The sequence below is a fragment of the Acinetobacter sp. 1542444 genome (genome assembly GCF_000581835.1).
Taxonomy (GTDB): domain Bacteria; phylum Pseudomonadota; class Gammaproteobacteria; order Pseudomonadales; family Moraxellaceae; genus Acinetobacter; species Acinetobacter pittii.
The window spans coordinates 913556-937667 of the sequence record NZ_JEYA01000001.1 but is presented as its reverse complement, the minus strand read 5'-3'; the positions used below and the strand labels follow the sequence as shown (position 1 = coordinate 937667).

Below are 24112 nucleotides of genomic sequence, written 5' to 3'. Positions count from 1 at the left end.
TGACTAAACAATGAAATAAGGACACAAATTAAGATGAAAAAATTAAATATATTAATGTTAGGATTAGGTCTTACAGTTTCTGCTATGACTAATGCAGCTGGTTATGGCGTTATTGATCTTGCTAAAGTTGTTGAAAGTAGTACTTATTTAAAACAACAAAATGCAAGTTTAAATCAATCTGTTAAACCAACAACAACTCGTCTTGAGCAGTTGGGTAAAGAGTTAGAAGGTCTTCAACGTCAAGCCCAAACCCAAGGGCAAAAAATGAAAGAAGATGATATTAAAAAGCTTCAGACTCAATATCAGTCAAAATTAAATGAATTTAATTCAACTCAACAAGGCTTGCAATCTAAAGTTCAAACTAGTTTGCAAGGAATGAACTCAACTTTTGAGACTCGTGTGAAGCAAGCAGCTGAACAATTACGAAAAGAAAATAATCTTGACTTCATTTTGAATAAAAATTCGACCGTTGCCTATGACGCTAAATATGATTTAACTGATAAAATGATACAAAAGGTTAATTCAATGAAATAAATTAATGAAAGTGCAACATTATCGTTTAGATGAACTAGCTCACCTAGTTAATGGTGAGTTAGTCGGTGCGGGTAGTCTTCAATTTATAAACCTGGCAAGTTTAGAAAATGCTGAACCTTCCCATATTACTTTCGTAAATGGCGAAAAGTATATTGATCAAGCAAAAGCTAGCCGTGCGGGTGCGTACATTGTTACAAACTCAATTAAAGAACAGCTTACTGATAAACAAAATTTTATTATTGTTGATAATCCTTATTTAGCTTTTGCCATACTTACGCATGCTTTTGATAAAAAGATCACATCAATAGGTATTGAAAGTACTGCTCAAATTCATCCTTCTGCAATTATTTCTGAAAAAGCATATATTGGCCATTACGTTGTAATTGGTGAAAATTGTGTAGTAGGTGAGAACACGATTATTCAGTCTCATACTCGTCTGGATGATAATGTGGAAATTGGAAAGGATTGTTTTATCGATTCTCATGTCACCATTACTGGCGGTTCTAAATTACTTGATCGTGTTCGAGTTCATGCAAGTACTGTAATTGGTAGTGAAGGCTTTGGATTTGCACCATATCAAGGTAAATGGCATCGTATCGCACAATTAGGTTCAGTGATCATTGGTAATGATGTCCGCATTGGATCAAATTGTAGTATTGATCGAGGGGCACTAGATAATACGATTTTGGAAGATGGGGTAATTATTGATAATCTTGTGCAAATCGCACATAACGTTCATATTGGTTCCAATACAGCTATTGCTGCTAAATGTGGAATTGCTGGAAGCACTAAAATTGGCAAAAACTGTATTCTTGCAGGAGCCTGTGGTGTGTCTGGTCACCTTTCAATCACTGATAATGTGACTTTAACTGGAATGTCAATGGTCACAAAAAATATTTCTGAAGCTGGTACCTATTCTTCAGGAATTGGATTATTTGAAAATAGTCATTGGAAAAAGACAATTGTACGCTTGCGACAATTAGCAGATGTGCCATTGACCCAAATCACTAAACGACTTGATCATATACAAGCTCAAATAGAGTCTCTTGAATCAACTTTTAATTTGCGTAAATAGAATATTATGACCGAGTCAACTACACCTAAATTTGCCATCCCTGAATTACCAATGCAGATTCAAACGATTCGTCAATATTTGCCGCATCGTTACCCATTCTTATTGGTTGATCGTGTGACTGAAGTTACTGACAATAGTATTGTTGGTTATAAAAATGTTTCTATCAATGAAGAGTTCCTACAAGGACATTTCCCAGAATATCCGATTATGCCGGGTGTCTTAATTGTAGAAGCATTAGCTCAAGTTTCGGGCGTTCTAGGTTTTATTATGAACAATGAGACGCCAAAACCGGGTTCTTTATTCCTCTTTGCTGGTGCAGAAAAGGTTAGATTTAAAAAACAAGTAGTTGCAGGCGACCAACTTGTATTAAAATCTGAATTAGTAATGCAAAAACGCGGTATCTACAAATATAACTGTACGGCTACCGTTGACGGTATTGTAGCAACAACCGCTGAAATTATGATTTCACACCAAAAAACAGAGCAGGCATGAGCAATCACGATTTAATTCATTCTACGGCCATTATTGATCCATCTGCAGTGATTGCCCCGGATGTCCAGATAGGACCTTATTGTATTATTGGTCCAAATGTGACGATTGGCGCTGGTACTAAATTACATTCACATGTTGTAGTTGGTGGTTTTACCAAAATTGGTCAAAATAATGAGATTTTCCAGTTTGCAAGTGTTGGTGAAGTTTGCCAAGACTTGAAATATCAAGGTGAAGAAACTTGGTTAGAGATTGGAGATCATAATTTAATTCGTGAGCATTGCAGTTTACATAGAGGAACTGTACAAGATAATGCTTTAACTAAAATAGGTAGCCATAACTTATTGATGGTTAATACGCATATTGCACATGACTGTATTGTTGGTGATCATAATATTTTCGCAAATAATGTTGGTGTTGCTGGACACGTCCATATTGGTGATCATGTCATTATTGGTGGTAATTCGGGAATTCATCAATTCTGTAAAATCGATTCTTACAGTATGGTTGGTGGAGCATCTTTAATTTTAAAAGATGTGCCAGCTTATGTTATGGCATCTGGTAATCCAGCACATGCGTTTGGTATTAATATAGAAGGTATGCGCCGAAAGGGTTGGTCTAAGGATACAATTCAAGGTCTTAGAGAAGCTTATAAATTGATTTTTAAATCAGGCCTGACTTCTGTTCAAGCTGTTGAGCAGATTAAAAATGATATTCTTCCGAATGTTCCAGAAGCTCAATTATTAATTGACTCTGTTGAGCAATCAGAACGTGGTATTGTACGTTAAGCCGAGATATTCAAAAAAAGACACCGCAATCTGCGGTGTCTTTTTTTCTTAAAAACTTTTATTTGTTAAAAAATTTGGCTTCTTCAGATTTTGGATACTGACTTAAAATTTTAGCTTTATATTGGTTTGCTGATACAGTGTTTTTATCAACATCTTTGGCAATACTGTAGAGTTGATAAAGCGCGCGAGGAGCTTTACTAGAATTTGGGTATTGCGTAGCGACTACATTATAGTTCTTTTTAGCTTCATTATAATTTACCGGATCAGTTGCTAAATTAAACTCGGCTAACCAAAAATAGGCATTCCCTGTATAAACGCTATTAGGATGATTTTTGATAAAGTTTTGCATTGGAGCAATCGCTTTTTTCGCTCCACCTTGTTTGTAGGCATCTAAAGCGACAGTATAAGCTGCTTTTTCAAGTTCTACAGGGTTCGATTGATTTTGCGTAGCAGGCGATGAAGCTGGTTGTGTTACTTGCGTTTGTGAGGGGGAAGTAACTTGACTTGCAGCAGTTGTAGTAGTACTAGCTGCTTTATTGTCGGTAGGAGGAGCTTCTGAGCTTCCGGTAGCTGTAGCATCACTATTTGCTGTATTGTCTGGTGCTGCACTTTCTGGATCTACTTTTTGATTTAGTAATTCCAAACGCTGGTCTAAATCGGTATAGCGATTAGATAAATCTTTTTTCAGTTGTTCAATATCATTCGATTGTTCTTCTAACTGTCCACGTAAGGTGCGTATATCATTTTCTAATTGTTGGTTTTTTTGCATCAATTCCCAATTTAAATTACTAGGGACTGAAGCGTTATTCGATGAAGTGTTAGTTGAACTACCACCACTTTGACTTAAACCGCGCGATTCAATTGGAATATTGGCATAGAGAGAAGTAGTGCTCATTAAGGCAATAAATAATAAAGAATGCTTCATCAATCGCATGAGTATAGGTCCATAATTTTATGTAAAAGCTAACTTGAGAAGGGAATATGTAAACTATTCACATTAGCTATCTAAGGTTTTAATTGATCATTGCAATTAAAACAGCTAACAATATAAATGCAAGAATAGTTTACAATCTTCAAGCATATTTTATTCAAAATAAGTATCAAGAAAGAATATAAGATAAGAGATTCTAGGAATTTATATGTTTTTGATGATGAATTAATCAATTGAAACATAAACTTGCTTAAAATTGAGAAGAAGGCTTGCAACTCTTTTAAAAATCTCTATACTCTGTTTTGCAATGGTAGCCCCGCTGGTGGCTTCGCAATTGTACTCTGTGAACCCCGCCAGGACCGGAAGGTAGCAACGGTAGCAGATCTATGATGTGCCGAAGTTTTGCTAGTGGGGTTGCCACCATCTTCTAATCCGATCTCCGTTGGATTGCCTTCATAATTACATCTAAATCAAATCCTCTATACTGTAAAAACCTCATCTGTTTTGCTTTAAGTTTAGGATCTTTTTCTACTTCTTCACCAAACTTTTTTACTTTAAGTTGATAAGCCTGTTCCACCCAATCAATATTATGAATTTCATCTGCAATTAAATCATTTTCGATTTGTTTAGTTTTTAAAGCTTGTTTAATGCGTTTTGGCCCTTTACCTTTACGAATTTGGCTAGCTAATGTTAGTTCTGCAACGCGTTGGTCACTTTGATAATTTTGCTCAGATAACTCTTCAACAAGTTGCTTAACCTCTTCAGGGTTTTGTGCGTAACGATTCAATTTCTCGATAAGTTCTGCTTTCGAATAATCTCGACGAGTCAATAACGCAAAAGCATATGAGCGCAAACGTTGACCTGTTAGCAAAGCGCGTTGTTGGGGCTGTTCTTCTGTTGTTTTGAACATATTTAATATTTCCTTGTAAAAAACGCCCCGAAGGGCGTTTTAAGACTTATAAGCGGTAATTAAGACTCTAATAGAAGATCTTCTTCTTCATCTTCCACTTGTACAGCACCATTAGTACCCGTAGTTAGCAGTTGTTCACGGATAATCTTTTCAATTTCGCCAGCCATTTGAGGATTTTCTTCAAAGTGGCGGATAACATTGTTTTTACCTTGGCCAATTTTATTGCCTTGATATGAATACCAAGCGCCTGCTTTTTGCACGATATCTTGTTGTACAGCTAAATCTACAAGTTCGCCAAGCTGGTTTGTACCTTTACCGTATAGGATTTGGAAAATAGCTTCTTTAAAAGGAGGAGCCATTTTGTTTTTAACAACTTTAACTCGAGTTTCAGAGCCGATGATTTCATCACCTTCTTTGACCTGACCAATACGGCGGATATCTAAACGTACAGAAGCATAGAACTTCAATGCGTTACCACCAGTCGTAGTCTCAGGGCTACCAAACATTACACCAATTTTCATACGGATCTGGTTAATGAAAATAACCATACAGTTCGAGCGTTTAGCGTTACCCGTAATTTTACGTAATGCCTGACTCATTAAGCGAGCTTGTAAGCCCATGTGAGAGTCACCCATTTCGCCTTCAATTTCTGCTTTAGGAGTAAGAGCAGCAACTGAGTCGACAACGATTAAATCAATTGCACCAGAACGAACTAGCATGTCTGCAATCTCAAGTGCTTGTTCACCGTTATCAGGTTGCGATACAAGTAGATTATCAATGTCCACGCCCAGCTTACGTGCATATTGTGGATCTAATGCGTGTTCTGCATCGATAAATGCACAAGTACCACCAGCTTTTTGACATTGTGCAATCGCTTGGAGAGTCATTGTGGTTTTACCAGAAGATTCTGGACCATAAATCTCAACGATACGACCTTTCGGTAAACCGCCAATCCCCAATGCAATATCTAAAGTCAAAGAACCTGTAGATACAGCTTCAACTGCTTGAACAGTGTTATCACCGAGACGCATCACCGTATTTTTGCCAAATTGCTTCTCAATTTGACTTAGCGCGGCTTGTAATGCTTTGCTTTTATTCTCATCCATCTCAAAAACCTCAATACTCTAAGTTCATCACGTTTAACCCAAGTGGATGCATTGAATCTCAACTTGTTTCACAGGGCTAATAGTGACAGATTTTTTCTATAGCTTCTATGTGTTGTCTGTGTGTGTGCGACACAACTCGACGTTTTTATTCATCACCATACGACCAGTGTTGATCATTGTCCTGTTTAAACCGATTAATCTGTCTACGATCCTTTTTACTCGGTCTATGATCAGGTCGAGCAAGATTATGCAATTTTCGTTGGGATGCAATCAACTCCCGTCTAGCAATACTTACTTCTGTTTCTTCATAAAGTTGCTGGGCAACTGGTGCTGGACCACGTGTGTTCGAAAGCGCTTTTACGACAACGGTTTTTTTATCAAAACCTTGTTGAATAATCAGTTCCATTCCAACACGAATTTCTTTGGAAACTTTTACACGCTCATTATTGTGATGTACTTTACCTCCTTCGATTGCTGCTTTAGCAATTGAACGAGTTTTAAAAAAACGAGCAGCCCATAACCATTTGTCGATACGCATGGTCTCTACAGCATCGTTTTCAAGCGATTTTGACATCATTATCCTTTCTATCAATTTGATTCAATATAGACAGCAATTCTGTAAGTCGATCTAGTGCTTTATATTCTAAATCTTCATGCTTTCTTACATCCTTTAGACTTGAGGGCTGCAAGATAGTAAACAAGTGTTTGATACCAAATTTTTCAGCTGTTTTGAGTACAGGAGCTGTATCATCAATAAAAATGGTTGCGTCTGGGTCGAAAGGGTGTAATTTTTGGAGCTCTTGCCAAAAATGAATATCTTCTTTTGCATAACCAATTTGTTCACTCGATACGATTACGTCAAAGAAGTGTTCAATTGCAACATTATCGAGCTTTAACCGTAAGCTTGCACGATCGGCATTTGTAACTAACCAACAACTATATCCTTGCTTTTTCAGTTCCTGCAGAAGCTCAATACAACCAGACCGAGCTTGAATTTTTGTCTGAAATTCTTGCTGTAATTTGAGTACATCAACGCCTACAGTTTTGGTCCAATAAGCTGATGAATACCAAACAAGTGTATGTTTATGTGCTTGATAAAACTGATATAATGTTCTTTTGCTCTGGGCAAGTGGAAGTTGATGTATCTCTGCATGTCGCTTAGGAAGACATTCATTCCAGATGAAATCATCAAAAGCGAGATCTAATAGCGTACCATCCATGTCAAACATTACGATTTTAGACATATCTAAATATCTCCAAAATCATTTAAAGCAAAATTTTTAAGACACATCTACCATATACCCTTTTTAAAATCATTAATTAAAGAAACTTCGAAATATAAAATTAATTTAAAACTCCACCCATTAATTCTTTCAAAAGGTGTTTTGATTAATGTGATGGGTAGGGAGGATAAATGATTTGAAAATTATAGCGTGTAATTTTGCAAAACAGGAAACAATAATAAGTGCTTTTTAGTGGATAACTTTTACTGTGTTTGAAGTAAAAATAGGGAGCCAAAGTTTTGCAATTAAGAAATCTTAAAAGCCATCTATATTTATAGTTAATTTTGCTTACATAGGATACGTATTGACATACATTTTATAAATTGAAGGATACTTGTTTAAAGATATATTTAAAATTAACCCTAATAAGAATTTAGAGAAAGCAATGAAAATTGGATTTATTGGCGGAGCCAATGACGGTATTGTAATCAATGCTGCTGATGGCCTTGATACCTATAAGCTTGAATGGCATTACAAAGCAGAAAAGCACTGTGAATCGCAGCCAACATTAGGTCTTAATGGGCCTGAGTATGATTACTACAACCTCTTAATACTGAGAAAAAATAAAGAGGCTAAACTCTTTTATGTACTCACTACAATGGGAAAAGATGATATCGCAAGTAAAATCCATGAGTATTGGGAGTGCTCTACATCTGTTGGCTATGATTTCGATGATTAAGAAAATTTTTATTAATAATTTAAAATTTTGACTTTAATCAAAAAATAAATGAAGAGCTTGTAATTTCATATAATACATGTGCTTTTAGTTGGTGATGGAGAGGAACCTTGGGATGATCAAAGTTTTTAACTCTGTGCATTCCAAGTCTTTCCATGACAGCTTGAGAGGGTGTATTTATGTTAGCGGTAAATGAAACGATCTTATTTAAATTCAGTATATTAAAACCATAGTCTAAAGCCGCTTTTGCTCCTTCAGTTGCATAACCTTGTTTCCAGAAGTCTTTTGCAAGTCTCCAACCAATTTCCACACATGGAGAAAAGTCAAACTGTTCAGGTTGGCTGTGCAAACCAATAAACCCGATAAATTGATGGGTTTGTTTTAATTCTACTGCCCAGAAGCCCCAACCATTTTCATTAATGAGAGATGAAATTTTTTGGATTAAATTAAGGCTTTCTTGGGGTGTTAATAGAGTTGGGAAAAATTGCATAACATCTTGATCCAAGCCCATTGTTATGAAAGGCTCAACATCACTTTCTTTCCATTGTCTTAAAATTAAACGTTTTGTTTCGATCATGAGATGTCTCTTTAATAAAAATAAGGGATTAAAGTGGTTTTTGCACAATCTTTTGTAAAATGATCTTGGAATTGATGCTCACTACACCTTTTATTTTATTTAAGGTATTAATGACGAAATGAGAAAAAGAACTCAAATCTTTGGTCGCAACGTGTAAAACATAATTAGATTCGCCAGTAATAATATATGCATTAATGACTTCATCAAAATTTTTGATCTGACTTAAAAAGAAGTTGTGATCATTTTCTGTGAGTTGGGCAAGCTTTATTTCGACAATTGCCTCAATTTTTATACCTAGTTTTTCATAGTTAACTTTCGCTTGATATTTTTCAATTACACCATTGCTTTCTAAAATTTTAACTCGCCGATGACAAGCTGAAGCCGAAAGGTTAACGAGATCGGCCAGTTCTTGGTTACTTAACCTCGCATTATCTTGTAAATACTTCAAAATTTTAAGATCGATTGCATCTACATTCATTTTCGAATTTCATCCATGTTTTTTAATTTTAATTCGAATTTTATACGAAAATAGCAAATTTTAATCAAATATTATCGAATAAATCGAAAGAATTGGCATGATAAAATTCAACTACAAAGGAAATGTTGAAAATAGGTGAAAGAACAAATGATTACTCACGAACAATGCCTCTATTGGGATCAGGAAGATGAACTCAAAAAGTTTAAAGATGAATTTGCACTACCAGAAAATGTCATTTATTTAGATGGTAATTCTTTGGGTGCAAGACCAAAAAAATCATTAGAGGTTGCTCAGCATATTATTGCCAAAGAGTGGGGTGAGGACCTTATTAATAGTTGGAATAAAGCAGATTGGTGGGGCTTACCGACTAGACTCGGAGATAAAGTCGCGCAGCTTATCGGTGCTGAAAAAGGGGAAGTCGTTATTTCAGATTCCACAACATTAAATTTATTCAAAGTTTTATCAGCAGCGGTAAAAATTCAAGCTGAAAAATTTCCAAACCGTAAAATTATTGTTGCAGAAAAAGATGCTTTCCCAACCGATATTTATATTATTGAAGGCTTTATCGATTTGATTCATCAGGGTTATCAAGTTGAGTTAATTGATGGTGCAGATGATTTATCTCGTGTTTTAGAAAAAGATGTAGCGGTAGTTGTTCTTTCTCATGTGAATTATCGGACTGGATATTTCTATGATATGGAATCTATTAATCAACAAATTCACGCTAAAGATGCTTTGATTATTTGGGATTTATGTCACTCAGTTGGTGCGGTGTCTATGGATCTTAATCAGAGCAATAGTGATTTTGCGATTGGTTGTACTTATAAATATTTAAATGGTGGCCCAGGTTCTCCAGCGTTGTTATGGGTAAATCGAAAGCATCGTGATCAGTTCTGGCAACCTCTCTCAGGCTGGTGGAGCCACAAAAAACCATTTGATATGGCCCAGCACTATGAACCAGCTAACAGTATTCGCCGTTACTTGTGCGGAACTCAACCCATCATTTCTATGAGCCTAATTGAATGTGGTGTCGATATTTTCTTACAAGCTGATATGCAACAAATACGCGAGAAATCACTCAAATTAACTGATTTGTTTATTCAACTTGTTCAACAAGAGTGTGCCCAGTTTGGTTTTGAACTGATTACACCTTTAAATCATAAATATCGTGGTAGTCATGTCAGTTATAGACATGAGTTTGGTTATGAAATTATTCAAGCGCTGATTGCTCGTGGTGTGATTGGGGATTATCGAGAGCCGGAAGTATTACGTTTTGGAATTACACCTTTATATTTAGGATTTGAAGATATTTGGAATGCCGTACAACAACTTAAGCAAATCATGCTGAATAGTGAATGGAAAAATGAAAGTTATCTAGTGCGCAGTGAAGTGACCTGATCGTTAAAGATCAACATTAGAAAAATGGCTAGGAGGGCCTATGAGCAGTTTTGATGAAATACAAAATCGAGAAGCGGGTTTACATAAAAAATTATCCGCAAAACAGATGGGAATGATTGCAATTGGTGGAGCGATTGGTACAGGGCTGTTCATGGGAAGTAAGTTCGCAATTAGCTTTGCTGGCCCTGCCGTCATTGTGAGTTATGCTATTGGTGGTTTAATCGCATTTGCTATTATGGCTTTTTTTGCTGAGATGACGGGTCAGCATCCTACATCAGGCTCATTTGGAGCATATGCTGAGCATTATGTAAGTCCCCTTGCGGGTTTTTTAGTCCGTTATTGTTATTGGGCGTGTATTGTATTAGCGGTCGGTACAGAAATTACAGCGGTTGCTGACTATATGAAATTATGGTTTCCACATGTAGGTTCTTGGGTCTGGATTGCCTTTTTCTCGCTAACTTTACTTGTTGTTAATGCTTATAGCGTTAAAGCATTTGGGTTAGTTGAATATTGGTTTTCGACAATAAAAGTCTTTGCAATTATTGTATTTATTCTTTTAGCAATTGGTATTTTGACCCAAAGTCATGGAGGAACGGAACAGGTTCTCTCTAATTTAACCGAGCATGGAGGATTTTTCCCTCATGGTTTTAGTGGAGTCTGGATTGGAGTAATAATTTCAATATTTAGTTATTTAAGTATTGAAATGATCGCTGTTGCAGCAGGTGAGGCTAAAGATCCAGAAAGAGCTGTTAAAAAAGCTTTTAAAAGTACTGCGATTCGCTTAATTCTATTTTATCTACTGTCTTTATTTCTCATTGTGGCACTTGTTCCTTGGACAACTTTAATTGGAGCCGACGCAACCAGCCCTTTTGTGATGGTGATGAAAATTGTAGGGATTCCATATGCAGACAGTATTTTAAATTTTATTGTAATTGTCGCGGCCTTGTCAGCCATGAATAGTATGCTATATATCTCAACACGTATGCTATTTAGCTTGTCACGAGCAGGGGATGCGCCAAAACTATTTGGTCGTATTAGTCACAATGGCGTACCAATTAATGCGTTGTTACTGTCAGCTGTTGGTATTGGTATCGCTAGTATTGTTTATACCATTAATCCGAGCTCGGCATTCCCGATCATGATTGCTTTATCTATGTTTGGTGCATTGTTCACTTGGGGCAGTATTTTCATTACCCATATGTTTTTTAGACGGAAAATGGCACAACAAGGCCAGCAATTAAAGTTTAAGGTTCCAGCAAGCCAGTTAATTTCATTGTTGGGATTAATCGCAATTTTAAGTATCACAGTCACCACATGGTTTACCAATGAATTCAAGTCAACTTTACAATTTGGAGTCCCATTAGTTGTTGTGCTTACGGTTTTCTACTATTTAAAACGGTCATCAGCCAAGCTTGCTTTAAATGCTCATAAAGAATCGTTGAAGTGAGAGAACTATGAGACTCTATGACAATTCTAGAACCGTAGCGAATGAACATGAAATATTGGCAGAATTTAAAAGAACAAGCTTGTTGAGCTATCAAAAATTTACCCATATGGCAGATATCCAATATGGTACGCACTCACGGTCAACTTTAGATTTATTCCCATTAGAGCAAGCCAAAAAGACTGTTATTTTTATTCATGGTGGATATTGGCAATGGTGTGATAAATCAGATTTTGCATTCATCGTACCGTATGTTCTAGCAAAAGGAGTCCAGTGCGTTCTTTTAGAATATGATCTAGCCCCACAAAGCAAAATTTCAGATATTGCTTCTCAAATTAATCAAGCTCTCGATTTTATTCGAGAGCAAGACTGGAAAACTAATGAGGTAGTTTTGGTTGGGCATTCGGCAGGGGCGCATCTGGCTGCTTTGTCATTAGGCCATCCACTCATATCTGAGATGGTTTTGTTAAGTGGAATTTATGATCTTGAGCCTATACAAAGTACACATTTAAATCATGCTCTCAATCTTTCAAGCGAAGATATCTTAAAATACAGCCCTGTTCATCAGTCAAAACGAATTACTACTCCATGTTCAATTTTCTGTGGTGAACTCGAACTTGATGAGTTGAAATGGCAAAGCCAAAATTATTTTGAAATGAAGAAAAGGCAAGATCAGGATTTTGTTTCTTTCAAGCTTATTCCTAAAATTAACCATTATTCTATTTTAAATCATTACTTTAATAATATTTTAATTTAAGTGTTTGAAATAGAATGTAATTGAGTAAAGAAAAACAGATTAAACTTATTAGAAGATAAAATGTGAGATAAATCACAACTCAACCTAATTTTTATAAAAATTAAGTATCCTTATTGACCTGACTATAGAACTTAATTAGATTAAAAAGATAGTGCTTTCTCACTAAGCGGCAAAATGTTTAGCTGTTGTTTAGTTGAGTTTCAAGTCCGTAGCTTCCCAAGATGCGGACTTTTTTATTTGATTTTTAAAAACAATAAGATAAATCGAATTTTGTTCTTGGATATGGCGGTAATATCTATTTAATGATTAATATGAGTTAATCACATAGCCCTCTGCCAAATAAGAAACAAACTAGTATTTGCTTTTCATTATTTAACTGGAATTATCATTTAATTAATGGATTATATAAAATATATTTTACCAAACTAACAAAGTGTGAGATTACACTCGGAACTTCATGAATTTGTCATATAGGTTGGATAAATTAAAAAACAGAAAAATAAAAGAGAGAAGGTTATAGCACATAATTTAATAATATATAGCATCTTTAAGTAAGTGGTTTAATCGGCTCTTATGAGTTGGCTTTTTTATTTTTAAAGGAGTGTTAATGAAAGTACAGTATTTTGAAGGAGGCATGTATAAACATATGTGTCCTGCTTGCGGATATCTTCATTATATTCCTGTACATTATTATCCTTTCTCTAACGGCAACCAATGGTTTTTTAATGGTAACTTGGAAAAACCGACATTTGATCCCATCATAAGTATAAATGAATATTGTAATTACTTTATTAAAGATGGCTTTATCGAATATAGTGTTAATTGTAGGCATCATTTAGCTGGTTGTAAGGTTGAGCTACCACAGCTAAAATTAAAAAAACTATAGAATATAATTAATTTTGGTGTTTATTAATTAAAACCATTTAAAAAACAGCACATTCATTAATTAACAAATATTTTGCAATATATATTTACATATTTGATACTGAACCCATATAGTTTAAAAAATTGTAAATCTCTTTTAGTTGAAGGCTATATCAAAATTTGCAAGAATTTTCATAACTTACTGTTTTATATTTTTATTTATGGATATCTGGAAATTTTTAAAAAGCTTTAATACAACTGGAACATATCTCATTATTTCTACATTTATATTATTTTTAATGATTATATATTTTTACATTATACATCCAACCTAAACTAAATTATAAATAAAGTAAGATAATTATTTATTCTAAAATTTTTTATGTATTGGTTTATTTGAATTGGTTCTCAATTTTAATTGAAAAAAGATAATAGCATTGTATAGGTCCAAGTTTTATGAAAACATGACGTGGTCATAATATATGGAGAATATAATAAAAATTCCTTTCTAAAGATGTTAATCCCTAAATATAAAGACTGTACTGATCATAACAATGATGTCTAAAGTAAAAAATATGGAGATTTTCTATGAAGTTTTGCCAAGTTTCGACTTTTCTTTTAACAATAGCGCTGAGCCATTTAACCTATGCTGCACCAGCTACAACCAATTCTGTACTAAGCTCGTCTGAAGCAAAAGGAATTATTAAAAATCAATATATTGTTATTCTTAATAAGGATGTGGGTTCTTCTAACGAGTTTGCACAAGGTATTGCTAAACAACATGGTGGGAAGGTATTACAGACCTATGATGCTGTACTTAAGGGATTTGCAATTTATTTACCCGATGTTGCCAGTACTGCTTTTGTTGAAGCAATGAAAAAAAATCCGAAAGTCGTTTCTGTTGAAAATGATACAATCATGAAAATTGATGCCACTACACAAAGTAACCCTGATTGGGGACTAGATCGTATTGACCAAAAAAACTTACCTCTAGATTCAGCCTATTCGTACTTACAAACAGGTTCAGGTACAACCGCTTATATTGTTGATACAGGAATATTGTCTACACATCAACAGTTCTCTGGACGGGTATTAAGTGGCTATACCGCGATATCTGATGGAAATGGCACAAACGACTGTCATGGTCATGGTACACATGTGGCAGGAACAGTTGGTGGTAGTACCTATGGAGTTGCCAAGAATGTAAGCTTAGTACCCATTCGGATTTTAGTATGTGATGGTTCTGGTGCTTCGAGTAACGTGATTGCCGGGCTAGATTGGATATTAAAAAATGGTAAAAAGCCAGCTGTAGTGAATATGTCTTTAGGTGGTGAAGCAAACGCATCTTTAGATAGTGCAGTGGAAAATTTATTTAATAATGGTTATGTAATGGTTGTGGCAGCAGGAAACTCGAATACAGATGCATGTAGTTCTTCTCCTGCCAGAGTAAGTAAGGCAATTACTGTTGCTGCTACAGATAGTACAGATACTCGAGCTAGTTATTCGAATTATGGAAGCTGCGTTGATATTTTTGCGCCTGGAAGCCAGATTAACTCTTCTTGGATTGGGAGTAATACAGCAACTAAAGTTTTAAATGGAACTTCAATGGCTACTCCACATGTTGTTGGAGTCGTAGCTGAAATGTTGCAAAGTACACCTACAGCAACACCTCAGACAATCTCAACTAATCTGTTAAATCAAGCAAGTAATAATGTGGTAAAAAATCCTTCAGGTAGCCCAAATCGGTTGCTATATAAATCTGCGCAGTAAAAGTAGTTATTTAAATTAGAAAAGGTCCCGAAGGACCTTTTTTAGATTTTTGCATGAGTACCATATTTATCAATCATGATTGAACTGGCTTCATTTAAACCGCGAACCGTTACCTGAATACCGTTCTTTTGAAATTTATTCACAACTGAATCTAACATGGCAACTGAAGTCACATCCCAAATATGAGAATGGGTGAGATCAATAATGATTTCTTTAACATCTTCTTTAAAGTTAAAACTTTGCATAAATTTTTCAGATGAACTAAAAAATATTTGACCTTTTAATTCATATAGACGAGCTTGATTTTCGAATGAAGTTTCTATACGAATATCATTTTCAAGTTTATTTGCTAAGAAAAGTGCTGAAAGTAATACCCCAGTTAATACACCTAACGCTAAGTTATGGGTAGCAACTACTACAATAACGGTTGCGATCATAACGACATTACTACTTTTAGGATTATTTTTAAATTGAGTCAGTGAACTCCACTCAAAAGTACTAATTGATACCATAATCATGACTGCAACCAAAGCAGCCATAGGAATCACTTTTAACCAATCACTTAAAAACACAACTAGAATAAGTAAGAATATACCTGCGCAAAAAGTGGATAAACGTGTACGACCACCAGATTTTACATTAATCATTGATTGACCAATCATGGCACAACCAGCCATGCCGCCCATAAAACCTGAAGCAATATTTGCGATACCTTGACCTTTACATTCTTGAAATTTATCACTAGATGTATCTGTCATTTCATCAACGATTGTTGCAGTCATCATTGATTCAAGTAAGCCAACCGCGGCAAGGGCTAAAGAATATGGAAGAATAATAAGGAGGGTTTCTAAATTAAAAGGAATATTCGGAATCAGAAATATCGGCAAAGTGTCTGGTAATGAACCCATATCACCAACCGTGCGAACATCAAACCCTAAAAAAATAGCGAGTAATGTGACCACTACAATACAAATAAGAGATGAGGGAAAGAACTTTCCAATTTTTGGAATATAGGGGAAAAGGTAAATAATTCCTAAACCTATTGCTACTAATAAGTAGGCATGCCACGTCACACTTACCAATTCTGGTAATTGAGCCATAAAGATGAGTATGGCGAGGGCATTAACGAATCCAATAACCACTGATTTAGAAACAAAACGCATGAGTTTAGCGAGTTTGAAATATCCTGCCAAAATCTGTATAACGCCAGTTAATACTGTTGCTGCAAATAAGTATTGAAGACCATGATCCTTTACAAGCGTTGTCATAACCAAAGCCATTGCGCCTGTAGCCGCCGAAATCATAGCGGGACGACCGCCTACTAAAGAAATAATAACGGCAATACAAAAGGATGCATATAAACCGACTTTGGGGGCTACACCCGCAATAATTGAAAATGCAATTGCCTCTGGAATTAAAGCAAGACCCACAACAAGACCGGAAAGAATATCTGCGCGGACATTAGAGAACCATTGTTCTCGGACATTGGATAACATGAGAGATAGCCTAATTTCTAAATTTAAAAGGCTAGTGATGTGATATACCAACACAAGCGACTACACCACATCACTAAACAGTGATGAGTTATTTACAATAGATAGGAGTAAATAAACTTAAGGTGGCGTAAGTGTCATAGGTATAGAAATTTGAGGCATTTAAAAGTGCCCGAAGAATAGCATAAGTTTTTAAGGTTGACTAACCTAAGCCTGCTAAAACGAATTAATCATATTTTTTCATTTCAGATTTCGGCACTGACGTAAATTCATTCGCAGGCATATCTAAGAAAAAATCTTTGGCTTCAGAATGAGTACAGTTGAGCCAATCATTTCTAAGATTATCAGGTATCACAATAACCGAACGTTTTTCATCATCAGGTTTGTGAAATTGTTTCATAAAAGGGTGATGATCAGCATTAATTGTTAATAGCGACATTGACCTAACTTTCTGTTCATCTATAAGTGTTTCTTCATAGATTGCAGCAAGGGTAAAAGGTTGCCCATCTTGACGGAAAATACCATACCAATGTGCTTTCCCATTGATATATTTAGGTTCATAAATAGCTTCAACAGGAATAAGCGCAAACTGGTCATTTAACCAAGCATGTTTAAAAGAGCGCTTTTGTTGTACTGTCTCTGTTCTGGCATTATAAGTTGCATATTTGAATGCGATTTCTTTGGCATAAGGAGGAAGCATTCCAAATTTAGCTTTTCTCCACTCAAGCTCATTTTCATTCGATAAAATGAGTGGGCAATCATCACTTGGGAAAATATCCATCTTATATTCAAAGGTTGGTTCGAATAAATCTAACTGATTGGCATGTATTTTCTTAATAGGTTTAAAGTTTGCACACATAAGACACCTTCGTTGTAAAAATAGCTCTCAATTACAGCTTCTAACTTTTAGTCTTTAGTGATGTATATTTTTATAATTAGAATTGTCTCTTTGAGTATTAATTTTTAACTATCAATTACTTCGTTAATAAATATTTATTTAACTCATGGCCATTTCAAAAAAGTTTCAGATATAAAATTAATAGAATAGATAAATCGTATAGTTAAGTTGCTCATCTTAAAGAGAGTTTATTCAGTTTTAATAGCTACTTTTATGCAACAGAGCCTTTCAGAAATTTAGATTTTAATAGATTCGTTATTCATCATAATACAAATCATATAGAGAACTCGTACAAACCAGTTGCTAAAGGTTTAAAAATTCTCGGAAAATTTTGACAATTTATAAGGTGGACACATGAATAAACATTTACTGGCAAAAATTGCTTTATTAGGCGCCGCTCAGGTAGTTACACTCAATTCAGCATTTGCTGATGTTCCTCTTACTCCATCTCAATTCGCTAAAGCGAAAACAGAAAACTTTGACAAAAAAGTTATTCTGTCTAATTTAAATAAGCCACATGCTTTGTTGTGGGGACCTGACAATCAAATTTGGTTAACAGAGCGCGCAACAGGTAAGATTCTAAGAGTGAATCCAGAGTCGGGCAGTGTAAAAACAGTTTTTCAGGTGCCTGAGATTGTAAATGATGCTGATGGACAAAATGGTTTGTTAGGCTTTGCTTTCCATCCTGATTTTAAAAATAATCCTTATATCTACATTTCAGGTACATTTAAAAATCCGAAATCTACAGATAAAGAATTGCCTAATCAAACTATTATTCGTCGTTATATCTATAATAAATCAACAGATACACTTGAGAAGCCAGTAGATTTATTAACAGGATTACCATCATCGAAAGACCATCAGTCTGGTCGTCTTGTGATTGGCCCAGATCAAAAGATTTATTATACGATTGGTGACCAAGGGCGTAACCAGCTTGCTTATTTGTTCTTGCCAAATCAAGCACAACATACGCCAACTCAACAAGAACTGAATGGCAAAGACTATCACACCTATATGGGTAAAGTACTACGCTTAAATCTTGATGGAAGTATTCCAAAGGATAATCCAAGTTTTAATGGGGTGGTTAGCCATATTTATACGCTCGGACATCGTAATCCGCAGGGCTTAGCATTTACTCCGAATGGTAAATTGTTGCAGTCTGAACAAGGCCCAAACTCTGACGATGAAATTAACCTCATTGTCAAAGGTGGCAATTATGGTTGGCCGAATGTAGCAGGTTATAAAGATGACAGTGGTTATGCCTATGCAAATTATTCGGCAGCAACCAATAAGTCAATTAAGGATTTAGCTCAGAATGGAGTAAAAGTAGCCGCAGGGGTCCCTGTGACGAAAGAATCTGAATGGACTGGTAAAAACTTTGTCCCACCATTAAAAACTTTATATACCGTTCAAGATACCTACAACTATAACGATCCAACTTGTGGAGAGATGACCTACATTTGCTGGCCAACAGTTGCACCGTCATCTGCCTATGTCTATAAGGGCGGTAAAAAAGCAATTACTGGTTGGGAAAATACATTATTGGTTCCATCTTTAAAACGCGGTGTCATTTTCCGTATTAAGTTAGATCCAACTTATAGCACTACTTATGATGACGCTGTACCGATGTTTAAGAGCAACAACCGTTATCGTGATGTGATTGCAAGTCCAGATGGGAACGTCTTATATGTATTAACTGACACTGCCGGAAATGTTCAAAAAGATGATGGCTCAGTAACAAATACATTAGAAAATCCAGGATCTCTCATTAAGTTTACATATAAGGCTAAGTAATCCAGGCCATTAAAAAACCGATCTATTAAAGATCGGTTTTTTAGCTTTAGAAAACTATTCAGTTACGACTAATACCGGTAAATGAATTTCTCCTAAAAGGGCTTGAGTCACACTTCCTAAGAAGAACTTTTTAAACCCTTTTCGCCCATGTGAGCCAATCACTAATAAATCTGCTTTTAGCTCATTAGCTGCTTTAATAATTTCTGTGTGGATTGTTTGACCCTCAACAATTTTTGTTTCAACAGAAATTCCATGTTGGCTAAATTGTTCTTTAGCTTGGTCTAAAATGCTCTGAATCGATGCTCTAGCTTTATTAAAATAATCCTGTGCTAATTCTGTACTATCAATGAATTCTACAGAAATGAAAGGATCTATAGTAAGCGCATATACTAGAGTCACTTTACTGCCAAAGGCTTTAGCAATTGCTGTTGCATGATTGACGGCAATAAGTGAAGTAGGAGAACCATCGACTGGAACCAAGATATGGTGATAACTCATATATTGCTCCTTATTGTCTTGTGACAATGTATGGTACGGGAACACCGAAATTATTATCTTTATGCTTATATTATGAACAGTTTTTTAAAAATTATTGTTTATTTTTAGTATGAATAAAAACTAAAAGGTTTATTAAACATCTTATTTTCAAAGATTGTAATGACTTTCTAAGTAAGGCTGATTTTGTTTAAGTATGGAAATAACCTGAGTAGCATCTATAGCAGATTCAAATAAGAACCCTTGACCTATGCTATAACCAAATTGTCGAAGCAGTTCTTCTTGTTCTGGAGTTTCGATTCCTTCGGCGATAAGCCCAAGTGATAAATTTGGAGCGAGTAAACCAATTGCTTGGACAATCGCATAAATTGATGGGTCATGTTGCATCTTTTGGATAAAGCTACAATCTACTTTTAAACTGTCAATTGGGTAATCGCGAATATGGGTTAGCGATGAGAAACCAGTCCCAAAGTCGTCAAGTGCAATACGTACCCCATGCTGTTTTAATTTATTAAGTGCACGGATCACATATTCCGAGCCTCGGTCGCCTAGCATGTGCTCAGTGACTTCCACTTCAATATAATGCGTTGGTATTTGAAATTGATTAATCTTTTTCAAAAGTCTCTCAGCATAATTATCTCTTAAGAACTCAACTGGTGCAGCATTTAGTGAAACAGGGAGAGGGGTAATACCAAGAGTTATCCATTTGGCGATATCACGTAAAACTTGATGTTGCATCGTTTCACCGATCTTACTCGCTAAATTATAATCTTTAAAAGCTTCCGCAATTTGTGCAGGGTAGCCTCTTTGAGCTGAGGTTGTATGCCATCTTAATAAAGCTTCAAATCCCACTACACGATGGGTATTTAGGTCTACTTTAGGTTGATAATAGGGTTGGATGGTATGATGGCGAATCAGCTGACGAGCTAAATTAAGCTGAGAAGCGACTGTTTCGGTCATTTGCATCATGCATGGATCATACATGCGAATACCACCACGACCACGCGCTTTTAAATCATGCAATGCCATATCGGCACAACTGAGCAAACCTGACTGGTCTACGGCATCTTGCGGGTAAATTGCGCAGCCAATGCTCATCCCACCATTTAAGACATTACCTAAATAGGTAATCGGCTGATTTAACTGTTGAAGTAAAATGGCTGCTAACTCTCGGACATCATTTTCAGAATTAAGGTTATTAATAATAACCGCAAATTCGTCTCCACCTAACCGCGCGACAAAGCACTTTTCATCATCTACACAATGACTAAAGCGTTTGGAGAGAACTTTTAATAGATGATCGCCTGCGCTATGCCCTAAAGTATCATTAATATGTTTAAAGTGGTCGAGGTCAATTAAAAGTAACCCTACACTTGTTTGAGTGTCTTTTGAATATGAGAGAGTACGCTTAAGTTGAAATTTAAATGAACGCCGATTATATAATCCGGTCAGTTCATCTCTCTCACTCATATTCCTAAGCTGGTTTTCTGCCAAATGTTGTTGAGTAACATTACGTGATACACACAGAATTTGTCCAATTTCACCATTTTCCCGATGAATCGGGGTAAGCATATTATCCCAATACTCAGGATCCTGATCTGGCAAACAGCTCATTCCTGCAAATCTAGCAACTTTACCTTGAAGAGCTTTTTTCAAAGCGACTCGACCGCGTTTACGAATGTGCGGTGGTAATAGTTCGAGCCATTTCATTCCAAATTCTGTTTCATCAACAGGTACACCTAAAGCGAGGCACCCTGATTTGTTCATGTGAGAAAGTGTGCCGTCTACATTCAGAACTTTAATGCAATCTACACTGATATCTAACATCTGATTTTGTATTTCAATGTTCTTTTGCAAGTTTTGTTGTTCTTGAATATCGTGATCTATATCTAAAAAGCTAACATACCATTCGCTAGTTTGTGAGGAGCTGCGATACTTAGATGCTTGAATCGATAGTTTGCACCATCTATATTGATTTCCAGCTCGTAAAAGTCGACATTTTAATTCGATTCTTTTTTGTAGGCGAATTGCTTCGAGCCATCTGTTTTTGACTTCATCTAAATCGGCAGGATAAATAAAATCTAGCCATTGCGCTGGCAATGGAGAAAAAGTATCCAACCAATATTCTGTACACTCTATATTGCAATATAATATCAAGCCATTTTCATCACTCACCCAAGTTGGGAGTGGAATTTGCTCAACAATAAAATGCTTTTGGGTGTTGTTCGACATTGAAGTCATAACATGCCTAGAAAGATTGTGTTGATTAATCTATTTATTAGCCATTATTGTAATCTTTCTGTAGTAAGCAAAACAGCAAATAATAAATTTTATGTGTATTTTTTTTGAACTAAAATTGAGTTATTAAAACTAATATATACTAAAGATTTAATTTATGTTTTTGTTATTTATTAATTTTTATTTATCTTTCTTTAAAAAAATATTTATGCTTTTTTTTGTAAAAAACTTATTAAAACAGCAGCTTATAATTATGCATATATATTTGTCATATTAAAAATAAAACTAAGAAAGTAGAAGGAGTAAAGATAAAAAATAAAGAATTTGATAAATCAAATTTTATTCATAATATAAACAAAGAAGCTCTCAAAAGAGGTTAATTAAATACAATAATCGCTATTAAGTTTACAAAAGTAATATAAAATAATAGCTTGTATTATCGTAAAATTCTTTTTGTCAAAAAGGATATATATTTCCTTTTTGTGCATTTTATAGCCTACATTTTCCCCAAGATGTAGGTTTTTTTTATGCATAATTTTTATAGATTTTAATTATAAAAATAAAAAAAGCCAAAATGGCTTTTTATACAGTTCCTGGCTTGTTCAACTGTTGTTGTATGTACAGATTCATATAGTACTGTTCGATATAATCATCAGCATAGTTGTTTGCTAAGGTTTTTGTTGCCACTTGCTCATGTTTTAAATAGCAGTTTGATTCAAGGTCTTTTTCAAGTACCCACCAGCTACGGTTAATACGACGTACCTGAAATTTGTCACTTTTGTATTTTCTTTTAGCCATTTTCCGAAATTTGCTATTCAGTTATTGAAAGAGAATTTCTACTGGAGTTAAGAGCTCAAGTCAACAGATGGAAGGTTAATTGATTATTTTATGTGGGATGCCATTTCTCTCAATATTAAAGTAGAGACATTAAAATAGTTAAGCTCTCATAATGGGAGCTTAACTATTGGGTATAAATAGATTCTTATTTCATCTTAGCGAGAAAGGTTCTTTAAAAGTAATTTTAAACTTTCCATCATTTTTTCTAGTTGTAAGGGAGTAATACCTTCAAAAGACTGCTCAAGTACTACACTTGTAAGATCATTGATCTTGTTGATCATTTCAGTCCCTTTTTCTGTAAGTACTACACGAGTGATACGACCATCAGTTTGGCAAGAGTAAGTTTCAACCAAACCTTCATCTTTCAAACGATAAACAATTTTTGTGGTAGTCGACATTTTTGAAATAATCATATCTGAAAGTTCAGAAACACTCGCATGGGGCTTGCTGCTTAAAGCCAACATGATGCGTCGACGTGAGTTATCTAAACCATATTTTTTTAAAGCATTATCAATGTTTTGTACATATTGAGCATGTACTTGAGTAATCCAATAATATGGAAAATCTTCAAGAGTAAAAGATTCTGTTGTAGGTAAAAAACGCGCATACTTCTTTGTCATTGACTTTTCCCCATACCTTGGTGGATCGCATTCCTGGTGAACTATCTTTAATAGTTGAAAAATATAGTTTCATCAAGCAAGTTATAGCAGGACTTTACTTGATGAGCAAAAGTTATATAGCTTCATTTAACAATGACATGGTTTAATTGTCTTTATCTTTATAAAGCGTTCCTACAACTTTGCGAACTTTAAATACTCTTCAGCTATAATCAAAGACTATTAAAGGTAAAACTGCTTAACAGGGCTGTACCTAAAACTCTTTGAGTGGATATGTCAGATTGCATCTAAGCTTGCTTGATCGTTAATTGAACGATATTGCTTGCAAGGGCATCGTAGAAAAAAAATTATGATTTGAACGTGGCATTGAACGAGAAAGTTTTTGTCTCTAAAGTCATAACTATGAAAAATTAAGATATTTAAATAAAAAATATTTATTTGTATCAATCACTTGTATTGTTTTGGTATTGCCGAAATTTACCATACATTTAACATGAAACATCTATTATTTAGTAAAATAAAATTAGCTTTCTATATTAAATAACTGATTTTTATTAATAAATTTCAAAAATTATTTTAAATAATAAGCTTTTGAAATAGAGGTATTTTGTCTATAAATTATAATTTTAAGAAAATATATTTTAGTAAATGTTTAATTCT

Annotated in this window: 24 protein-coding genes and 1 other RNA gene; 12 read left to right on the top strand and 13 right to left on the bottom strand. The window is 34.9% G+C overall.

Going from position 1 to position 24112, the window contains the following annotated elements:
* Nucleotides 1-33 precede the first annotated feature (33 nt).
* From J580_RS08665 to lpxA, 4 genes are read left to right on the top strand one after another with little or no spacing between them, the layout of a single operon-like run.
* Nucleotides 34-534 (top strand): OmpH family outer membrane protein, encoded by a 501-nt coding sequence (locus J580_RS08665; protein ID WP_016145644.1) that lies wholly within the window; start codon nt 34-36, stop codon nt 532-534.
* A 4-nt stretch (nt 535-538) separates the two neighbouring features.
* The gene (gene lpxD / locus J580_RS08660; protein ID WP_032003815.1) at nt 539-1609 is read left to right on the top strand and encodes a UDP-3-O-(3-hydroxymyristoyl)glucosamine N-acyltransferase; all 1071 of its coding nucleotides are present in this window, start codon (nt 539-541) and stop codon (nt 1607-1609) included.
* A gap of 6 nt (nt 1610-1615) precedes the next feature.
* Nucleotides 1616-2101 (top strand): 3-hydroxyacyl-ACP dehydratase FabZ, encoded by a 486-nt coding sequence (fabZ, locus tag J580_RS08655; RefSeq protein ID WP_002115603.1) that lies wholly within the window; start codon nt 1616-1618, stop codon nt 2099-2101.
* Nucleotides 2098-2886: an acyl-ACP--UDP-N-acetylglucosamine O-acyltransferase gene (lpxA, locus tag J580_RS08650; RefSeq protein WP_017385998.1), complete on the top strand. Its 789-nt coding sequence runs from the start codon at nt 2098-2100 to the stop codon at nt 2884-2886. Before fabZ ends, lpxA begins: the two co-directional genes overlap by 4 nt.
* Before the next feature lie 58 nt (nt 2887-2944).
* On the opposite strand, the gene J580_RS08645 is transcribed toward lpxA, so the two are convergent.
* Nucleotides 2945-3820 (bottom strand): YbgF trimerization domain-containing protein, encoded by an 876-nt coding sequence (locus J580_RS08645; RefSeq protein WP_005068911.1) that lies wholly within the window; start codon nt 3818-3820, stop codon nt 2945-2947.
* A 314-nt stretch (nt 3821-4134) separates the two neighbouring features.
* Between J580_RS08645 and ffs the strand changes: the two genes are divergently transcribed.
* An RNA gene (ffs, locus tag J580_RS22760) (signal recognition particle sRNA small type) lies at nt 4135-4231 on the top strand.
* A 13-nt stretch (nt 4232-4244) separates the two neighbouring features.
* On the opposite strand, the gene J580_RS08640 is transcribed toward ffs, so the two are convergent.
* The 4 genes from J580_RS08640 to J580_RS08625 all read right to left on the bottom strand — a co-directional run bounded on the left by J580_RS08640 (nt 4245) and on the right by J580_RS08625 (nt 7077).
* Nucleotides 4245-4727 carry a regulatory protein RecX gene (locus tag J580_RS08640; protein WP_032003813.1) on the bottom strand — a complete coding sequence of 161 codons (483 nt, stop codon included), beginning with the start codon at nt 4725-4727 and terminating at the stop codon, nt 4245-4247.
* A 59-nt stretch (nt 4728-4786) separates the two neighbouring features.
* A complete protein-coding gene (recA, locus tag J580_RS08635; RefSeq protein ID WP_002115680.1) occupies nt 4787-5833 on the bottom strand; it encodes a recombinase RecA in 1047 nt (348 codons plus the stop codon).
* A 145-nt stretch (nt 5834-5978) separates the two neighbouring features.
* Nucleotides 5979-6407 (bottom strand): RNA-binding S4 domain-containing protein, encoded by a 429-nt coding sequence (locus J580_RS08630; protein WP_005068915.1) that lies wholly within the window; start codon nt 6405-6407, stop codon nt 5979-5981.
* The gene (locus J580_RS08625; protein WP_032003812.1) at nt 6391-7077 is read right to left on the bottom strand and encodes an HAD-IA family hydrolase; all 687 of its coding nucleotides are present in this window, start codon (nt 7075-7077) and stop codon (nt 6391-6393) included. Before J580_RS08625 ends, J580_RS08630 begins: the two co-directional genes overlap by 17 nt.
* A 424-nt stretch (nt 7078-7501) precedes the next feature.
* Between J580_RS08625 and J580_RS08620 the strand changes: the two genes are divergently transcribed.
* On the top strand, nt 7502-7795 hold the full coding sequence (locus tag J580_RS08620; RefSeq protein WP_025465974.1) for a hypothetical protein: 294 nt from the start codon (nt 7502-7504) through the stop codon (nt 7793-7795).
* Between the two features lie 37 nt (nt 7796-7832).
* Here the strand turns inward: J580_RS08620 and J580_RS08615 are convergent, their stop codons facing one another.
* Nucleotides 7833-8369: a GNAT family N-acetyltransferase gene (locus tag J580_RS08615; protein ID WP_032003811.1), complete on the bottom strand. Its 537-nt coding sequence runs from the start codon at nt 8367-8369 to the stop codon at nt 7833-7835.
* Nucleotides 8370-8397: 28 nt separating this feature from the next.
* On the bottom strand, nt 8398-8847 hold the full coding sequence (gene gigD, locus J580_RS08610) for an Lrp/AsnC family transcriptional regulator GigD (RefSeq protein WP_004791887.1): 450 nt from the start codon (nt 8845-8847) through the stop codon (nt 8398-8400).
* A 147-nt stretch (nt 8848-8994) separates the two neighbouring features.
* On the opposite strand from gigD, the gene kynU reads away from it, so the two are divergent.
* The 5 genes from kynU to J580_RS08590 all read left to right on the top strand — a co-directional run bounded on the left by kynU (nt 8995) and on the right by J580_RS08590 (nt 15080).
* Nucleotides 8995-10245: a kynureninase gene (gene kynU / locus J580_RS08605; RefSeq protein ID WP_032003810.1), complete on the top strand. Its 1251-nt coding sequence runs from the start codon at nt 8995-8997 to the stop codon at nt 10243-10245.
* A 40-nt stretch (nt 10246-10285) separates the two neighbouring features.
* Nucleotides 10286-11692 (top strand): amino acid permease, encoded by a 1407-nt coding sequence (locus J580_RS08600; RefSeq protein ID WP_032003808.1) that lies wholly within the window; start codon nt 10286-10288, stop codon nt 11690-11692.
* A 7-nt stretch (nt 11693-11699) separates the two neighbouring features.
* Nucleotides 11700-12446 carry an alpha/beta hydrolase gene (locus J580_RS08595; protein WP_032003807.1) on the top strand — a complete coding sequence of 249 codons (747 nt, stop codon included), beginning with the start codon at nt 11700-11702 and terminating at the stop codon, nt 12444-12446.
* A gap of 607 nt (nt 12447-13053) precedes the next feature.
* Nucleotides 13054-13332 (top strand): DUF6527 family protein, encoded by a 279-nt coding sequence (locus J580_RS0104070; protein ID WP_032003806.1) that lies wholly within the window; start codon nt 13054-13056, stop codon nt 13330-13332.
* A 566-nt stretch (nt 13333-13898) separates the two neighbouring features.
* The gene (locus J580_RS08590) at nt 13899-15080 is read left to right on the top strand and encodes a S8 family peptidase (protein WP_032003805.1); all 1182 of its coding nucleotides are present in this window, start codon (nt 13899-13901) and stop codon (nt 15078-15080) included.
* Between the two features lie 41 nt (nt 15081-15121).
* On the opposite strand, the gene J580_RS08585 is transcribed toward J580_RS08590, so the two are convergent.
* Together J580_RS08585 and J580_RS08580 are read right to left on the bottom strand one after the other, a co-directional pair.
* Nucleotides 15122-16576: a SulP family inorganic anion transporter gene (locus tag J580_RS08585; protein WP_032003804.1), complete on the bottom strand. Its 1455-nt coding sequence runs from the start codon at nt 16574-16576 to the stop codon at nt 15122-15124.
* A gap of 223 nt (nt 16577-16799) precedes the next feature.
* A complete protein-coding gene (locus tag J580_RS08580) occupies nt 16800-17432 on the bottom strand; it encodes an SOS response-associated peptidase family protein (RefSeq protein ID WP_032003803.1) in 633 nt (210 codons plus the stop codon).
* A 393-nt stretch (nt 17433-17825) separates the two neighbouring features.
* Here J580_RS08580 and J580_RS08575 point away from each other — a divergent pair, with 393 nt between their 5' ends.
* A complete protein-coding gene (locus J580_RS08575) occupies nt 17826-19265 on the top strand; it encodes a glucose/sorbosone family PQQ-dependent dehydrogenase (RefSeq protein WP_032003802.1) in 1440 nt (479 codons plus the stop codon).
* A 54-nt stretch (nt 19266-19319) separates the two neighbouring features.
* Here the strand turns inward: J580_RS08575 and J580_RS08570 are convergent, their stop codons facing one another.
* The 4 genes from J580_RS08570 to J580_RS08555 form a co-directional block, all read right to left on the bottom strand.
* Nucleotides 19320-19763, bottom strand: a complete 444-nt coding sequence (locus J580_RS08570) for a universal stress protein (protein ID WP_002120966.1) — start codon at nt 19761-19763, stop codon at nt 19320-19322.
* A gap of 147 nt (nt 19764-19910) precedes the next feature.
* Nucleotides 19911-22001 (bottom strand): putative bifunctional diguanylate cyclase/phosphodiesterase, encoded by a 2091-nt coding sequence (locus tag J580_RS08565; RefSeq protein ID WP_032003801.1) that lies wholly within the window; start codon nt 21999-22001, stop codon nt 19911-19913.
* Between the two features lie 579 nt (nt 22002-22580).
* Nucleotides 22581-22796: a hypothetical protein gene (locus J580_RS08560; RefSeq protein WP_032003800.1), complete on the bottom strand. Its 216-nt coding sequence runs from the start codon at nt 22794-22796 to the stop codon at nt 22581-22583.
* 194 nt (nt 22797-22990) lie between these two features.
* Nucleotides 22991-23455, bottom strand: a complete 465-nt coding sequence (locus J580_RS08555) for a MarR family winged helix-turn-helix transcriptional regulator (RefSeq protein WP_002121027.1) — start codon at nt 23453-23455, stop codon at nt 22991-22993.
* Nucleotides 23456-24112: the final 657 nt, after the last annotated feature.

What these genes read in the sequence shown, in the direction of transcription:
- J580_RS08665 (WP_016145644.1), top strand. Translation starts at nt 34, where the DNA reads ATGAAAAAATTAAATATATTAATGTTAGGATTAGGTCTTACAGTTTCT.
- lpxD (WP_032003815.1), top strand. Translation starts at nt 539, where the DNA reads ATGAAAGTGCAACATTATCGTTTAGATGAACTAGCTCACCTAGTTAAT.
- fabZ (WP_002115603.1), top strand. Translation starts at nt 1,616, where the DNA reads ATGACCGAGTCAACTACACCTAAATTTGCCATCCCTGAATTACCAATG.
- lpxA (WP_017385998.1), top strand. Translation starts at nt 2,098, where the DNA reads ATGAGCAATCACGATTTAATTCATTCTACGGCCATTATTGATCCATCT.
- J580_RS08645 (WP_005068911.1), bottom strand. Translation starts at nt 3,820, where the DNA reads ATGCGATTGATGAAGCATTCTTTATTATTTATTGCCTTAATGAGCACT.
- J580_RS08640 (WP_032003813.1), bottom strand. Translation starts at nt 4,727, where the DNA reads ATGTTCAAAACAACAGAAGAACAGCCCCAACAACGCGCTTTGCTAACA.
- recA (WP_002115680.1), bottom strand. Translation starts at nt 5,833, where the DNA reads ATGGATGAGAATAAAAGCAAAGCATTACAAGCCGCGCTAAGTCAAATT.
- J580_RS08630 (WP_005068915.1), bottom strand. Translation starts at nt 6,407, where the DNA reads ATGTCAAAATCGCTTGAAAACGATGCTGTAGAGACCATGCGTATCGAC.
- J580_RS08625 (WP_032003812.1), bottom strand. Translation starts at nt 7,077, where the DNA reads ATGTCTAAAATCGTAATGTTTGACATGGATGGTACGCTATTAGATCTC.
- J580_RS08620 (WP_025465974.1), top strand. Translation starts at nt 7,502, where the DNA reads ATGAAAATTGGATTTATTGGCGGAGCCAATGACGGTATTGTAATCAAT.
- J580_RS08615 (WP_032003811.1), bottom strand. Translation starts at nt 8,369, where the DNA reads ATGATCGAAACAAAACGTTTAATTTTAAGACAATGGAAAGAAAGTGAT.
- gigD (WP_004791887.1), bottom strand. Translation starts at nt 8,847, where the DNA reads ATGAATGTAGATGCAATCGATCTTAAAATTTTGAAGTATTTACAAGAT.
- kynU (WP_032003810.1), top strand. Translation starts at nt 8,995, where the DNA reads ATGATTACTCACGAACAATGCCTCTATTGGGATCAGGAAGATGAACTC.
- J580_RS08600 (WP_032003808.1), top strand. Translation starts at nt 10,286, where the DNA reads ATGAGCAGTTTTGATGAAATACAAAATCGAGAAGCGGGTTTACATAAA.
- J580_RS08595 (WP_032003807.1), top strand. Translation starts at nt 11,700, where the DNA reads ATGAGACTCTATGACAATTCTAGAACCGTAGCGAATGAACATGAAATA.
- J580_RS0104070 (WP_032003806.1), top strand. Translation starts at nt 13,054, where the DNA reads ATGAAAGTACAGTATTTTGAAGGAGGCATGTATAAACATATGTGTCCT.
- J580_RS08590 (WP_032003805.1), top strand. Translation starts at nt 13,899, where the DNA reads ATGAAGTTTTGCCAAGTTTCGACTTTTCTTTTAACAATAGCGCTGAGC.
- J580_RS08585 (WP_032003804.1), bottom strand. Translation starts at nt 16,576, where the DNA reads ATGTTATCCAATGTCCGAGAACAATGGTTCTCTAATGTCCGCGCAGAT.
- J580_RS08580 (WP_032003803.1), bottom strand. Translation starts at nt 17,432, where the DNA reads ATGTGTGCAAACTTTAAACCTATTAAGAAAATACATGCCAATCAGTTA.
- J580_RS08575 (WP_032003802.1), top strand. Translation starts at nt 17,826, where the DNA reads ATGAATAAACATTTACTGGCAAAAATTGCTTTATTAGGCGCCGCTCAG.
- J580_RS08570 (WP_002120966.1), bottom strand. Translation starts at nt 19,763, where the DNA reads ATGAGTTATCACCATATCTTGGTTCCAGTCGATGGTTCTCCTACTTCA.
- J580_RS08565 (WP_032003801.1), bottom strand. Translation starts at nt 22,001, where the DNA reads ATGACTTCAATGTCGAACAACACCCAAAAGCATTTTATTGTTGAGCAA.
- J580_RS08560 (WP_032003800.1), bottom strand. Translation starts at nt 22,796, where the DNA reads ATGGCTAAAAGAAAATACAAAAGTGACAAATTTCAGGTACGTCGTATT.
- J580_RS08555 (WP_002121027.1), bottom strand. Translation starts at nt 23,455, where the DNA reads ATGACAAAGAAGTATGCGCGTTTTTTACCTACAACAGAATCTTTTACT.